This window comes from Enterobacter cloacae complex sp. SHL021, from assembly GCF_049237765.1.
In the GTDB taxonomy this organism is placed as follows: Bacteria; Pseudomonadota; Gammaproteobacteria; order Enterobacterales; family Enterobacteriaceae; genus Enterobacter; species Enterobacter cloacae.
The window spans coordinates 95,022-108,435 of sequence record NZ_JBMKJG010000012.1; the positions used below are offsets into that span (position 1 = coordinate 95,022).

A 13,414-nucleotide genomic window follows, 5' to 3' on the forward strand; every position below is an offset into this window, starting at 1 on the left:
TTGCATCCTCAGGAACGGAATAACCGTGAATATTGTGTTTCGTGGCGGGCAGAGGCGATGGCGGAAAGCGGCGTCGCCGCGCCCAGTGCCTCATCGTCACGTAAAAATGCCTGTTCAAACCCGGCGGCAAAATGGTCGCTGAGTTCGATAATCAGCTGTTGTGCGGCCTGTTGCCCAAACGGTACCAGCTTGACGCCGGCCATTACCGCGCTCTCAATCCAGCTGTAGCCCAGACTCAGCGCCAGCTCGTGCGCGCTAATACCCCAACGCACGCCGAGCCACGCCATGCCGCTGAGCTGGCTTTGCATAAACAGCGGCTGCCAGAGGGGCGGGCAGTCCGGCTCCCAGCTTTTGATGAGCCGCGTAAAGGCGGCGCCGCGATTGCGTTCTTCTTCCCGCAGTTCACGGGTTTCCCGACAGGCGAGCAGGTATGACGTCCAGCGTTTTGCTGCCGCCAGATCGCCCTCTTCACAGGCCCGGTAGAGCCGGGCAAAAAGCGGCAGGTCGACGCAGAAAAAGCTCTGCTCCATCTGCAGGGTTTGCCAGTTTTTGAACGCCTCTGCGTCGGTAACCCAGCCTGTCTCGACGGCCCACTCCAGCCCCTGCGACCAGGTAAACGACCCGACCGGCAGGCTGCTACTGGAGAGCTGCATCAGACGCAGCCGCTGGCGGGCGAGTTCCATCAGCTCATCAGCGCCAGCAGGGCAGAGACGATAAGCCCACCGCCAAAGGTTTTACGCAGTCCGTCGTGACGGCGCAGCAGTAACCCGGCGGCGAAGCTGGCGCACAGCACCGTGGCGCTGGCCAGCATAAAGCCGCTGGTGAAGAGCCAGAAGCTGTGACCGGACATCTCCACCCCGTGCGCCCAGCCGTGGAACATCGCCAGGGCAGGCACCGCCAGCAGCAGACGATTTTCAGTTTTAAACATCATCACGCCGCAGACGCCCAGCGAGGCGATAATCAGCATCTCCATGCCGCTAAAGCCGCCGAGCAGGCTGCCCGCAATGGCACCGACAAACATCATCCCAAGGGTGGCAAAAGGCAGCAGCAGCTTGCGGCCGCTCAGCGCGGAGAGCACGCCCGCACCGGCGAGCATCAGCAGATGATCAAGTCCGGTCAGCGGGTGGAAAAAACCAGCATGGAAGCTGTCGGCACCGTGTCCCGGATGTGCCAGCGCAGGCAGGGAAAAGGCCAGCAGTAACAGGGGTAAATACTTACGCATGATTAATCCTTAATGTGAATGAGCGTGAGAGTGGCTTTGGCTGTGGGCCTCGCTGGTGTAGGCCCCCGCTTCAGGTTCAAACGGCAGGCTGGCGAAGGTGACCGCCAGCCCAAACTGGCGCAGCATGTCGTCGAGGACGTGATCGTGGTGATAGCGCAACTCGCCGGGCATGATTTGCAGCGGCACGTGGCGGTTGCCCAGGTGATAGCAGGCGCGGGCGAGGAGGAACGGATCGTCGCAGCGCACCACGGAGACGGACTCCGGGGCGGCAATCACTTCGATGACTTCGCTGCCGTCTTCGTTACAGAGCAGGTCGCCGCCGCGCAACAGTAAACCGCGCGGCAGCATGAGCCCGGCTTCGCGCCCGTCATTCAGCGCCACGCGGGCACGGCTTTTCACCCGCACGTCAATCGGCAGCGTGACGCTGGCGGTAATCGGATGCGCATGGTCCAGGCGTTGGGTTAAATAGATCATCATCACTCCTCAAAACAGGAAATAGCGTTGCGCCATCGGCAGTACGTCAGCCGGTTCGCTGGTTATCAGTTCGCCGTCGACGCGCACTTCATAGGTTTGCGAATCGACGGTGATATTTGGCTGCAGGCCGTTGTGGATCATGTCGGCCTTTTTCACCGTGCGGCAGCCATTGACCACCGCCGTGGCGCTCTGCAGATTGAGCTGTTGCGTTATCCCCTGCGCGTCCGCAGCCTGCGAGACAAACGTCAGCCGGGTGGCGTGACGCGCGGCACCCAGTGCGCCAAACATCGGACGGTAATGGACCGGTTGCGGCGTGGGGATAGAGGCGTTGATATCCCCCATCGGGGCGCAGGCAATCATCCCACCCTTGACGATGGTGGCGGGTTTCACGCCAAAGAACGCCGGGGACCAGACCACTAAATCCGCCAGCTTGCCCGCTTCGATGGAGCCCACTTCATGGGCGATACCGTGCGTCAGCGCCGGGTTAATGGTGTATTTGGCGATGTAGCGCTTCACGCGAAAGTTGTCGTTATCGCCAGTCTCTTCCGGCAGTGCGCCGCGCTGCACCTTCATGCGGTGCGCCACCTGCCAGGTGCGGAGAATCACTTCGCCCACGCGGCCCATCGCCTGGGAATCAGAGGAGGTCAGCGAGAATGCGCCGATATCGTGCAGCACATCTTCCGCAGCGATGGTTTCCCGGCGAATACGCGATTCGGCAAAAGCCACATCCTCGGCGATATCCGGGTCGAGGTGGTGGCAGACCATCAGCATATCGAGATGTTCATCGATGGTATTGACCGTATAGGGCAGGGTCGGGTTGGTGGAGGAGGGCAGAATATTCGGGTGCGCACAGGCGGTAATAATATCCGGCGCGTGGCCGCCACCGGCCCCTTCCGTGTGGAAGGTATGGATGGTGCGCCCGCCGATGGCTGCCAGCGTGTCTTCGACGAAACCGGATTCGTTCAGCGTGTCGCTGTGCAGCGCCACCTGAATATCCATCTCTTCCGCCACCTCCAGTGAGCAGTTGATGGCCGCAGGCGTTGCGCCCCAGTCTTCGTGGATCTTAAGCCCGATGGCCCCGGCGGCTATCTGCTCGCGCAGGGCATCCGGGTTAGAACCGTTGCCTTTACCCAGCAGGCCGATATTCACCGGCAGGGTATCTGCAGCCTGCAGCATGCGGGCGATATACCACGGCCCCGGCGTGCAGGTGGTGGCGTTGGTCCCTGCCGCGGGACCTGTGCCGCCGCCGATCATCGTCGTGACGCCGGAAACCAGTGCCTCTTCGGCCTGCTGCGGGCAGATCCAGTGGATATGAGTGTCGATCCCGCCAGCGGTAACGATCTTCCCTTCGGCGGCGATCGCTTCCGTGGCGGCACCGATCGGGATCGTCACCCCGGGCTGAATGTCCGGGTTGCCGGCTTTACCTACGGCGAAGATCCGCCCGTTCTTCACGCCGATATCCGCTTTCACGATCCCCCAGTGATCGACAATCAACGCGTTAGTCAGCACCAGATCCACGCAGTCATCCGCGGTCATCTGCCCCTGGCCCATACCGTCGCGGATCACTTTCCCGCCGCCGAATTTGACCTCTTCGCCGTAGACGGTGAGATCGTTTTCGACTTCGATCCACAGCTCGCTGTCGGCTAAACGCACTTTATCGCCGGTGGTGGGGCCGAACATATCGGCATAAGCCTGGCGCGAAATCTCAGCCATTTTTCACTTCTCCCATCACGTCACCCCGGAAACCGAAAATGCGTTGCGCCCCGGTGACCTTCACCAGCGTCACTTCGCGCTTCTGGCCGGGTTCGAACCGCACCGCGGTGCCTGCCGGGATATTCAGTCGAAAGCCCCGGGTGGCTTCCCGGTCAAATTTCAGCGCCGGATTCACCTCGTAAAAGTGATAGTGCGACCCTACCTGGATAGGCCGGTCGCCGTGGTTTTCGACGATGATAAGCCGGGTTTCTCGCCCGACGTTGAGGGCAATATTGCCGGACTGGATCTGGTATTCGCCTGGGATCATTACGCGCTCCTTACACGATCGGGTTATGCACGGTGACGAGTTTTGACCCGTCCGGGAAGGTGGCTTCCACCTGAATATCCGGGATCATCTCCGGTACGCCTTCCATCACCTGGTCACGCGTCAGGACGTGACGGCCCGCTTCCATCAGCGAGGCGACGGTTTCGCCATCGCGCGCGCCTTCCATAATGAAGGCGCTGATCAGCGCGACCGATTCCGGGTAATTGAGCTTTACCCCGCGCGCAAGGCGGCGTTCGGCAACCAGCGCGGCGGTGAACAGCAACAGCTTGTCTTTTTCTCTGGGGGTCAGTTCCATAACGTTTCTCTTATGTCTGCCAGATACGCGGCGAACAGGCGGTTTTGGTGGTGAGAAGCGGGCGAAGCGACTGCCAGATATCGCGCATCACCCGCTGGCAAATCAGGTTGTCGTGGGAGAGAAAACGCACCGACAGCAGATCGTCAGTGAGCGTCACCCCGGCAAAGGTATTCAGTGGTGCGAGCAGCTCACGCGCCGTGTCGAGGTGCGTGTCTCCGGCCGGATAGAACAGCAGCGTGCCGAGCCACGGCAGCCCGGCAACAGGGGTAAGATCGCCGTCGCTGAGATGCTGACGCTCAATCAGACGTGGCTCGTCATCCACCCAGACCTCAAGGCGGCTCTCCAGCGTGCCGTGGCTGAAGGTCTCGCCGATCACCGGGCGACCCAGACAGTACAGCTCCCACGCCAGCAGCGTGCTGGAGGCCTTCAGGTGGAAGACGGAGCGCAGCGCGGCACTGGCGCCGGGAAAGATAATGGTGTCCTGCGGCAGCCACTCCAGCGTGGACGCCTCATCGAGATAAAAGTGCTGGTTAAGGCGGGCCTGTGGGCCGCTGCTGCGATAGAACTTACTGGCGCCGGGCATGGTGATAAGCGCGTGGCTATTGGCGTCCAGACTTACGGTAATATCCAGCCTGTCACCGCCCACCACGCCACCCGGCGGGTGCAGCAGATAAAGGTGGCAGGTTTCCCCTTCGGGGTAGAACGGACGCTGTACCGTGAGCGGCCCGACGTGGTGCGCGGCATGGAGGAGGGTTTTCTCAGGCGTGTGGCAAAACCGCAGGTCAAGCGAGGCCTGCCAGCCTTTGTACGAACTATCAGTGACCTGAGTTGCTAACATGGTGCTTCCATTCGCGCGCCCGGGAGATACGTTTCAGTATGCCCTGGCGGAAATGAAGGCTGTCATATGAGTCGCTTATGGATAAGACTTTGTCGTTCCCGGCGCGTGCAGGCGCGGCGCTGCCGGGATAAATGAGGGGCGCTGCGCTTTATTCAGGATCTTTTTTCTTTCGCTTGAGCTTCGTCCAGATTTTGGTCTCCTGACGTCGCCACAGACGCTGAATATTATCGTGATGACGCAGCAGGATAAGGCAGGAGAGCATCGACACCGGGAAGGTGAACTGGGGTTTAAACCACCAGACATAGAACGGGGCAATCAGCGCGCTGACGATGGCGCCCAGCGACGAATAGCCGCTCAGAAGAATAGTCAGCAGCCAGGTGCCTGCCATTACGCCGGTGAGATCCCAGCCGATGGGCGCGATGGCACCAAAGGCCGTCGCGACGCCTTTGCCGCCTTTAAAACCGAAGAATACGGGCCAGATGTGACCGACACAGGCGGCGATGGCAATAAGCCCCAGCCAGAACGGGGTCACGCCCAGCGCATACGCGCCCCAGACGGGTAACATCCCTTTCAGAACGTCAAAAATCAAAACCGCTACGGCTGCTCCCTTGCCGCCAATTCGTAGTACATTGGTCGCTCCCGGATTACCGGAGCCACTTTCGCGCGGGTCAGGTAACCCGGCAATGCGGCAGACCAGAATGGCGCTGGAGATTGAGCCGCAAAGGTAGGCGAGGAGAATCATTCCAGGCGCGATTGCACTCATAACGCTGTTCCGTTTTGAAAATGTATCTGTATTCTCAGCATCTGTGGATAATACGCATAATTCACCGGAAGTGGTATCCGGTTTAGCCAAAAAGCAGGCAGGTCGTGATGGATATTGTATTTATAGAGCAACTTTCGGTAATCACCACTATTGGTGTTTACGACTGGGAACAGACCATCGAGCAGAAGCTGGTGTTCGATATCGAAATGGGCTGGGATAACCGCAAGTCGGCAAAAAGTGACGACGTGAATGACTGTCTGAGCTATGCCGACATCAGTGAAACAGTCATCGCCCACGTTGAAGGGCAGCGTTTTGCGCTGGTGGAGCGCGTGGCAGAAGAGGTGGCAGAGTTACTGCTGACCAAATTCAACTCGCCGTGGGTGCGCATTAAGCTGAGTAAGCCGGGCGCGGTGGCGCGTGCCGCCAATGTGGGGGTCATCATCGAGCGTGGCACAAATCTGAAAGGAAAGATTTAACGTCATAATAGCTAAACCATTTTAGGTTATATCGGTCTTAAAGCTGTATCTTTCACGGTAGCTGTTGGGGCGACCGTTTTTTTTATATTTTTTTAGGGGTTTATAGATGAGCGATATGCACTCGCTGCTGGTGGCGGCAATTCTGGGTGTGGTCGAAGGATTGACGGAGTTTTTGCCGGTTTCCAGTACGGGCCATATGATTATTGTTGGCCACCTGCTGGGCTTTGAAGGCGATACCGCAAAGACGTTCGAGGTGGTCATTCAGTTGGGGTCCATTCTGGCTGTGGTCGTGATGTTCTGGCGTCGTCTGTTTGGGCTGATCGGCATCCACTTCGGGCGTTTGCCACAGCGTGAAGGAGAGAGCAAGGGCCGCCTGACGCTGATTCATATCCTGCTCGGGATGATCCCGGCGGTGGTGCTGGGGCTGGTTTTCCACGACACCATCAAATCGCTGTTTAACCCGATTAACGTGATGTACGCACTGGTGGTCGGTGGTTTCCTGCTGATTGCGGCGGAAGTGCTGAAGCCAAAAACGCCGCGCGCAGAAGGTCTGGACGATATGACGTATCGCCAGGCCTTTATCATTGGCTGTTTCCAGTGTCTGGCGCTGTGGCCGGGCTTCTCCCGTTCAGGAGCAACGATTTCCGGCGGGATGCTGATGGGTGTAAGCCGTTACGCGGCATCTGAGTTCTCGTTCCTGCTGGCGGTGCCGATGATGATGGGCGCCACCGCGCTGGACCTTTACAAAAGCATTGGTTTTCTCACCACGGGCGATATTCCGATGTTCGCCGTGGGCTTTATCACCGCCTTTATCGTGGCGCTGATTGCCATTAAAACCTTCCTGCAACTGATTAAGCGTATCTCGTTTATCCCGTTCGCGATCTACCGCTTTATCGTCGCGGCTGCGGTTTACGTGGTCTTCTTCTGACCGGCTGCCCTCAGTCTTTTGGCTGAGGGCAATGCTTTTCCTTCCACTCTGAAACCGCCTGAATCCGCCGTTTCGTCAGCTCTTCGCGAATTTCCGGGCCTTTAAATCCTGCTTCGACGACCTCTTTTGTTGGCACGGCTTTGGCCACCTCCCACGCGGCGCGCAGCAAGCGCCCCTGCGGATAGTCGCACGCTTCGAACCCGGTGCGCCCGCGCACGTCAGCCTCGCTGGTGAGCGCGATCTGCTCGACGCGCTGGGGTTTACGCCAGGCATCGATGTTATCGAACAGCTTAACGATGGTGGCCGGTTTCAGGATCGGGAAGGTGTGGATAAGGTCGTGGAATTCGGCCACCAGTTTCGCCAGATCGCGGATCTCGTTCGGCACCCGCAGGCGCTGGCACAGCCCCTCGACCAGCTTCACCCCAGCCGGGCCGTGCCCGTGGTGGCGAGGCCAGAATTCTTTTGGCGTTAAGCCTTTGCCGAGATCGTGGCACAGCGTTGAGAAGCGCACGTCCACCTCCGGGCTGAGCATGGCCGCCATACTGAGCGTCATCAGGGTGTGCACGCCAGTGTCGATTTCCGGGTGCCATTTCGCCGGGGCAGGCACACCAAACAACGCGTCTATCTCCGGGAACAGCACCTTCAGGGCGCCGCAGTCGCGCAGCACCTGGAAAAAGACCTGTGGGTTGCGGGTGGTGAGGGCGTTCTCCGTCTCTTTCCAGACGCGCTCTGGCGTCAGGTGTTCAAGCTCACCCGCCTCGGTCATGGCGGTCATCAGCGCCATCGTCTCATCGGCAATACGGAAACTGAGATGGGCGTAACGTGCGGCAAAGCGCGCCACGCGCAGCACCCGGAGCGGATCTTCCGAAAACGCCGGGGAGACGTGACGTAAAAGACGGTTGCGCAGATCGTCCTGGCCGCCATAAGCATCAACGATCTGGCCGTTCTCGTCCTGCGCCAGCGCGTTGATGGTGAGATCGCGACGCAGGAGATCCTGCTCCAGCGTGACGTCGGGCGCGGCATAGCAAGTGAAGCCAGTATAGCCGGAACCGGATTTACGCTCCGTACGCGCCAGGGCGTACTCTTCCCGGCTTTGCGGATGGAGGAACACGGGAAAATCGCGGCCTACCTGCTGGTAGCCCGCGTTAAGCATCTCTTCGGGGGTGGCGCCTACCACCACCCAGTCTTTATCTTTGACCGGCAGACCTAACAACGCATCACGTACCGCACCACCGACCAGATAACTCTTCACGCCCTACACTCCCGTTTTCTCTTTTGGCAAGATAATACGTAAGTCTGGCAGAGAAGACGAATTAGTTCATCCAGCGGTCTTTACGTTTACGGCTTGGGATCAGGTGTGGCAGAACAAGACCCAGCACCAGGCCGACGCCCAGCACGCCGCCGCCATACATAAACCACTGCATGATGATGGTGCGCTGTTTGTCATCGAGCTGCAGATTAGCGGCATTCACCTTCTTCTGCGCCACAATCAGCTCATTTTTCAGTTTCTGGTTCTCTTCTTTCAGACCGTTAATCACGCTGTCGCTCTGCGCGACTTTCTGCTGCATTTCAGCGGTGCGCTGGTTCCAGGTACCGTCAATGTTGTTCAGCTTGTCGGTGAGGGTTTTCACCTGGTTTTCCAGATCCGGCACGCGGGTGCGCAGGCTTGGCACGGTGCTCAGCTCTTTCAGGGGGATCCAGGAGGTACGGCCGGAACTGTCGCGAACCTGACCATAATTGGTCTCGGTGTTGGTCTGTAACAGGGTGACTTCCTCGCCGGCATTTACCGTACCCACGAGGCGATAATTATCTCCGGGGCCGCTACGTACCCAGGTGTTCAGTTCGTCAGAAACGTAACGCTTTTCTTCAGCGTGGACCGCAGTCGCGGCGCTAAAAGCGAGTAAAGTAAGTCCAATCAGGCGTAATTTAAGCATATCAGTCGTTATTTTCATAAATAGTGGAACGATAGTAGTGGCATCAGTGTCTCTACGCAAAGGATTCGTCATCAATCAGAATCATCTGTGTCCCGATTGCCGCCGCTGCAAACTTTTTACGCCCGTCAAATTGCTCATTGCGTGGCAATTTGGCGCAAAATACTATGTACTGACAAACAAATGGCGAGGAAGTTCGCCTTCATCGACGCGTCTGTGACGCACGCAAAAGTACAAGGCTATGGCACAAGAGATCGAATTAAAGTTTATCGTCGAAAAAGACAGCGTTGACGCGCTCCGCCAGCATCTGCAAACGCTGTCCGGCGAACACCATGAACCCGTACAGCTGCTCAATATCTATTACGAAACGCCGGACAACTGGCTGCGTCGTCATGATATGGGCTTGCGCATCCGCGGCGCGAACGGGCGCTACGAGATGACGATGAAAATCGCCGGTCGCGTTGTGGGCGGTTTGCATCAGCGCCCCGAATACAATATCGACATCAATCAGCCAGAACTTGAGCTGGAACGTTTTCCGGCAGAAGTGTGGCCAAACGGCGAACTGCCATCCACCCTGGCAGCTGAGGTGCAGCCGCTGTTCAGCACCGATTTCTGGCGCGAGAAATGGCTGGTAACGGAAGGCAAAAGCCGCATTGAAATCGCCCTTGATTTGGGCGAGGTGAAAGCGGGGGAATACCAGGAGCCAATTTGCGAACTGGAGCTTGAACTGCTGGAAGGCGAGACGAACGACGTGCTGAAGCTGGCGCGTAAGCTAGTGAGTCAGTCAGGCTTGCGTCAGGGCAGCCTCAGCAAAGCCGCCCGCGGATATCATCTGGCCGCCGGGAATGCGCCACGGGCGCTGAAAGAGACCCCTGTGTTACGCGTAGCCCCAAAAGCCAGCGTTGAGCAGGGCATGGAGGCGGCTCTGGAGCTGGCGCTTTCGCAGTGGCAGTACCACGAAGAGCTCTGGGTGCGTAATGTGAAAAACGCAAAAGCCCACGTCCTGGCCGCCATCGGTCTGGTTCGTCATACTCTGATGCTGTTTGGCGGCATCGTGCCTCGCAAAGCAAGTGCTCACTTACGCGATCTGCTGACGCAAACTGAAACGCTGATGCTCTCTGATGTGTCTGCGCAAACGGCGATCTACAGCCCGCAAACCGCGGCCGCCAAACTGGCGCTGACCGAGTTTCTGGTGACGCGCGGCTGGCGCACTTTCCTGGACGCGAAAGCCCAGACAAAAATCGCAGAAAACTTCAAACGTTTCGCGGATATCCACCTCTCCCGCCATGCCGCAGAGCTGAAAACCACCTTTGCTTATCCGCTGGGTGACCAGTACGGCGACCAGCTGATCCGTCTGACGCGCAACATCGACTGCATGCTACTGCTGTCGGGTGCCTATGATGATGTCAAAACGCAGGCATGGCTGGAAAACTGGCAGGGGCTGAAACATGCCATCGAAACCCGTCAGCATATTGAGATTGAGCATTTCCGCAACGAGGCCATTTCGCAGGAGCCATTCTGGCTGCACAGCGGAAAACGTTAACTCTGGCAAGGAACCCCTATAATGCCGCTTTCTTCGCAGTTACAGCAGCAGTGGCAGACCGTTTGCGAACGTCTGCCTGAGTCATTACCGGCGTCATCGTTAAGCGAGCAGGCAAAGCGCGTGCTCACGTTCAGTGATTTTGTGCAGGAAAGTATTACTGCTAACCCGGACTGGCTGGTGGAGCTTGAAAACGCCCCGCCGCAGGCTGACGAGTGGCGGCATTATGCAGGCTGGCTGCAAAGCGCGCTGGCTGAGGTGGCGGATGAAGCCACGCTGATGCGCGTTTTGCGCCAGTTTCGCCGCCGGGTGATGGTGCGCATAGCCTGGGCGCAGTCGCTTGAGCTGGTCAGTGAAGAGAGCACGCTCCAGCAGTTGAGCGAGCTGGCGCAGACGCTGATTGTCGCTGCGCGAGACTGGCTCTACGCCGCCTGCTGTAAAGAGTGGGGCACGCCGTGCAGCGAGGAAGGGGTTCCTCAGCCGCTGTTGATTCTGGGGATGGGTAAGCTGGGCGGCTGCGAGCTGAACTTCTCCTCCGATATCGACCTGATTTTTGCCTGGCCGGAGAACGGCTCCACGCGCGGAGGCCGTCGTGAACTGGACAATGCCCAGTTCTTCACCCGTCTTGGCCAGCGTCTGATCAAGGCGCTGGATCAGCCGACGCAGGACGGTTTTGTCTATCGCGTGGATATGCGTCTGCGTCCGTTTGGCGACAGCGGCCCGCTGGTGCTGAGCTTTGCGGCGCTGGAAGATTACTACCAGGAGCAGGGGCGCGACTGGGAGCGTTACGCGATGGTCAAAGCGCGGATCATGGGTGACAGCGACGACGCTTACGCCAACGAGCTACGCGCCATGCTGCGCCCGTTTGTGTTCCGTCGCTATATCGACTTCAGCGTGATCCAGTCCCTGCGTAACATGAAAGGGATGATCGCCCGTGAGGTACGCCGTCGTGGGCTGAAAGATAACATTAAGCTCGGCGCGGGTGGCATTCGTGAAATCGAGTTTATTGTCCAGGTCTTCCAGCTTATCCGCGGTGGTCGCGAGCCGTCGCTGCAATCCCGCTCGTTGCTCCCGACGCTGTCAGCGATTGAGCAACTCCATCTCCTGCCAGAGGGGGACGCGCAAACCCTGCGTGAGGCATACCTGTTCCTGCGTCGTCTGGAAAACCTGCTGCAAAGCATCAATGACGAGCAAACCCAGACCCTGCCGGGGGATGACCTGAACCGGGCGCGTCTGGCGTGGGGCATGCGCGTGGACGACTGGGCCGCACTGACCGAACGGCTGGAGGCGCATATGGCAGGCGTGCGCCGTATCTTTAACGAGCTGATTGGCGATGATGAAAGCGAATCGCAGGACGATACGCTCTCTGAACACTGGCGTGAACTGTGGCAGGATGCCCTGCAGGAAGATGACACTACGCCCGTGCTGGCGCACCTGAGCGACGACGATCGCCATCGGGTGGTGGCGCTGATCGCCGATTTCCGCCTTGAACTCAACAAGCGTGCCATTGGTCCGCGTGGTCGCCAGGTGCTGGATCACCTGATGCCGCACCTGCTGAGCGATGTCTGTTCCCGTGCCGACGCCCCGGTGCCGCTTTCCCGCATGATGCCGCTGTTGAGCGGCATTATTACGCGTACCACCTATCTTGAACTGCTGAGCGAATTCCCGGGGGCGCTGAAGCACCTGATCACGCTCTGCGCGGCGTCACCGATGGTGGCCAACAAGCTGGCGCGTTACCCGCTGCTGCTGGATGAACTGCTCGATCCCAATACCCTCTATCAGCCGACGGCGACCGATGCCTACCGCGATGAGTTGCGCCAGTATCTGCTACGCGTGCCGGAAGAAGATGAAGAGCAGCAGTTGGAAGCGCTGCGCCAGTTCAAACAGGCCCAGATGCTGCGCGTCGCGGCGGCGGATATTGCCGAAACGCTGCCGGTGATGAAAGTGAGCGATCACTTAACCTGGCTTGCGGAAGCGATCATCGATGCGGTGGTGCACCAGGCGTGGATCCAGATGGTGGCGCGTTACGGCCAGCCGAAGCATCTTGCTGAACGAGAAGGCCGCGGTTTTGCCGTGGTGGGCTACGGTAAGCTCGGCGGGTGGGAGCTGGGATACAGCTCCGATCTGGATTTAATCTTCCTGCACGACTGTCCGGCCGACGTGATGACCGACGGCGAGCGAGAAATTGACGGGCGCCAGTTCTATCTGCGTCTGGCCCAGCGCATTATGCACCTGTTCAGCACCCGCACGTCATCGGGCATTCTGTACGAAGTGGATGCCCGTCTGCGTCCGTCCGGCGCGGCTGGTATGCTGGTGACCTCAACGGAATCCTTCGCCGATTATCAGAAAAACGAAGCCTGGACGTGGGAGCATCAGGCGCTGGTGCGCGCCCGCGTGGTGTATGGCGATCCGCAGTTAAAAACGCAGTTTGATGCCATTCGTAAAGCGGTGATGACCACCCCGCGTGAAGGCAGTAAGTTGCAGACCGAAGTGCGCGAAATGCGTGAAAAGATGCGCGCGCATTTGGGCAATAAACACCGCGATCGGTTTGATATTAAAGCCGATGAGGGTGGCATTACCGACATTGAGTTTATCACCCAGTATCTGGTGCTCCTGCACGCGCATGACAAGCCGAAGCTGACCCGCTGGTCGGATAATGTGCGCATTCTGGAGCTGCTTGCGCAAAACGACATCATGGATGAGCAGGAGGCGCAGGCCTTAACCCGCGCCTACACCACGCTGCGCGATGAGTTGCACCACCTCGCCTTGCAGGAACAGCCGGGCCACGTGGCGCTCGACTGCTTTACCCGTGAACGCGACCAGGTGAAAGCGAGCTGGCAGAAGTGGCTGGTGGAACCGTGCGTAACAAAACAAGTGTGATATCATCGCGCGCAAATTGTGAATCTTTC

14 protein-coding genes are annotated in these 13,414 nt (G+C 58.8%); 4 read left to right on the forward strand and 10 right to left on the reverse strand.

Annotated elements, in window-relative coordinates; genetic code table 11:
- Nucleotides 1-8 precede the first annotated feature (8 nt).
- From ACOTZF_RS13900 to plsY, 8 genes are all read right to left on the reverse strand, one after another.
- Nucleotides 9-683 (reverse strand): urease accessory protein UreF, encoded by a 675-nt coding sequence (locus tag ACOTZF_RS13900; RefSeq protein WP_013098771.1) that lies wholly within the window; start codon nt 681-683, stop codon nt 9-11.
- Nucleotides 683-1,222, reverse strand: a complete 540-nt coding sequence (locus ACOTZF_RS13905; protein ID WP_047351830.1) for a HupE/UreJ family protein — start codon at nt 1,220-1,222, stop codon at nt 683-685. The genes ACOTZF_RS13900 and ACOTZF_RS13905 overlap by 1 nt, the downstream gene beginning before the upstream one ends.
- Nucleotides 1,223-1,231: 9 nt before the next feature.
- Entirely contained in the window at nt 1,232-1,696 is a 465-nt protein-coding gene (ureE, locus tag ACOTZF_RS13910) for an urease accessory protein UreE (protein WP_047351831.1), read from the reverse strand.
- A 9-nt stretch (nt 1,697-1,705) separates the two neighbouring features.
- Nucleotides 1,706-3,409, reverse strand: a complete 1,704-nt coding sequence (ureC, locus tag ACOTZF_RS13915) for an urease subunit alpha (RefSeq protein ID WP_129251559.1) — start codon at nt 3,407-3,409, stop codon at nt 1,706-1,708.
- Nucleotides 3,402-3,716: an urease subunit beta gene (locus tag ACOTZF_RS13920; protein ID WP_013098767.1), complete on the reverse strand. Its 315-nt coding sequence runs from the start codon at nt 3,714-3,716 to the stop codon at nt 3,402-3,404. Before ACOTZF_RS13920 ends, ureC begins: the two co-directional genes overlap by 8 nt.
- Nucleotides 3,717-3,726: 10 nt before the next feature.
- The gene (locus tag ACOTZF_RS13925; RefSeq protein WP_003862556.1) at nt 3,727-4,029 is read right to left on the reverse strand and encodes an urease subunit gamma; all 303 of its coding nucleotides are present in this window, start codon (nt 4,027-4,029) and stop codon (nt 3,727-3,729) included.
- A gap of 10 nt (nt 4,030-4,039) precedes the next feature.
- The gene (locus ACOTZF_RS13930; RefSeq protein ID WP_129251558.1) at nt 4,040-4,867 is read right to left on the reverse strand and encodes an urease accessory protein UreD; all 828 of its coding nucleotides are present in this window, start codon (nt 4,865-4,867) and stop codon (nt 4,040-4,042) included.
- Between the two features lie 148 nt (nt 4,868-5,015).
- Nucleotides 5,016-5,630 carry a glycerol-3-phosphate 1-O-acyltransferase PlsY gene (gene plsY / locus ACOTZF_RS13935; RefSeq protein ID WP_014833311.1) on the reverse strand — a complete coding sequence of 205 codons (615 nt, stop codon included), beginning with the start codon at nt 5,628-5,630 and terminating at the stop codon, nt 5,016-5,018.
- Nucleotides 5,631-5,737: 107 nt separating this feature from the next.
- On the opposite strand from plsY, the gene folB reads away from it, so the two are divergent.
- Nucleotides 5,738-6,106, forward strand: coding sequence for a bifunctional dihydroneopterin aldolase/7,8-dihydroneopterin epimerase (gene folB, locus ACOTZF_RS13940; RefSeq protein WP_013098764.1), 369 nt, complete (start codon nt 5,738-5,740; stop codon nt 6,104-6,106).
- Nucleotides 6,107-6,212: 106 nt separating this feature from the next.
- Complete coding sequence (bacA, locus tag ACOTZF_RS13945; protein WP_014833310.1) at nt 6,213-7,034, forward strand: undecaprenyl-diphosphate phosphatase; 822 nt, start codon at nt 6,213-6,215, stop codon at nt 7,032-7,034.
- Between the two features lie 10 nt (nt 7,035-7,044).
- On the opposite strand, the gene ACOTZF_RS13950 is transcribed toward bacA, so the two are convergent.
- Nucleotides 7,045-8,286 (reverse strand): multifunctional CCA addition/repair protein, encoded by a 1,242-nt coding sequence (locus ACOTZF_RS13950; RefSeq protein ID WP_020689463.1) that lies wholly within the window; start codon nt 8,284-8,286, stop codon nt 7,045-7,047.
- Nucleotides 8,287-8,347: 61 nt separating this feature from the next.
- Complete coding sequence (locus ACOTZF_RS13955) at nt 8,348-8,968, reverse strand: TIGR04211 family SH3 domain-containing protein (RefSeq protein WP_013098761.1); 621 nt, start codon at nt 8,966-8,968, stop codon at nt 8,348-8,350.
- A 238-nt stretch (nt 8,969-9,206) separates the two neighbouring features.
- On the opposite strand from ACOTZF_RS13955, the gene ACOTZF_RS13960 reads away from it, so the two are divergent.
- A complete protein-coding gene (locus ACOTZF_RS13960; RefSeq protein WP_013098760.1) occupies nt 9,207-10,508 on the forward strand; it encodes an inorganic triphosphatase in 1,302 nt (433 codons plus the stop codon).
- An 18-nt stretch (nt 10,509-10,526) separates the two neighbouring features.
- Entirely contained in the window at nt 10,527-13,385 is a 2,859-nt protein-coding gene (gene glnE, locus ACOTZF_RS13965; RefSeq protein ID WP_129317879.1) for a bifunctional [glutamate--ammonia ligase]-adenylyl-L-tyrosine phosphorylase/[glutamate--ammonia-ligase] adenylyltransferase, read from the forward strand.
- Nucleotides 13,386-13,414 lie beyond the last annotated feature (29 nt).

Excerpts from the sequence above, each read along its gene's own strand:
- ACOTZF_RS13900 (WP_013098771.1), bottom strand. The coding sequence starts at position 683 with ATGGAACTCGCCCGCCAGCGGCTGCGTCTGATGCAGCTCTCCAGTAGC.
- ACOTZF_RS13905 (WP_047351830.1), bottom strand. The coding sequence starts at position 1,222 with ATGCGTAAGTATTTACCCCTGTTACTGCTGGCCTTTTCCCTGCCTGCG.
- ureE (WP_047351831.1), bottom strand. The coding sequence starts at position 1,696 with ATGATCTATTTAACCCAACGCCTGGACCATGCGCATCCGATTACCGCC.
- ureC (WP_129251559.1), bottom strand. The coding sequence starts at position 3,409 with ATGGCTGAGATTTCGCGCCAGGCTTATGCCGATATGTTCGGCCCCACC.
- ACOTZF_RS13920 (WP_013098767.1), bottom strand. The coding sequence starts at position 3,716 with ATGATCCCAGGCGAATACCAGATCCAGTCCGGCAATATTGCCCTCAAC.
- ACOTZF_RS13925 (WP_003862556.1), bottom strand. The coding sequence starts at position 4,029 with ATGGAACTGACCCCCAGAGAAAAAGACAAGCTGTTGCTGTTCACCGCC.
- ACOTZF_RS13930 (WP_129251558.1), bottom strand. The coding sequence starts at position 4,867 with ATGTTAGCAACTCAGGTCACTGATAGTTCGTACAAAGGCTGGCAGGCC.
- plsY (WP_014833311.1), bottom strand. The coding sequence starts at position 5,630 with ATGAGTGCAATCGCGCCTGGAATGATTCTCCTCGCCTACCTTTGCGGC.
- folB (WP_013098764.1), top strand. The coding sequence starts at position 5,738 with ATGGATATTGTATTTATAGAGCAACTTTCGGTAATCACCACTATTGGT.
- bacA (WP_014833310.1), top strand. The coding sequence starts at position 6,213 with ATGAGCGATATGCACTCGCTGCTGGTGGCGGCAATTCTGGGTGTGGTC.
- ACOTZF_RS13955 (WP_013098761.1), bottom strand. The coding sequence starts at position 8,968 with ATGCTTAAATTACGCCTGATTGGACTTACTTTACTCGCTTTTAGCGCC.
- ACOTZF_RS13960 (WP_013098760.1), top strand. The coding sequence starts at position 9,207 with ATGGCACAAGAGATCGAATTAAAGTTTATCGTCGAAAAAGACAGCGTT.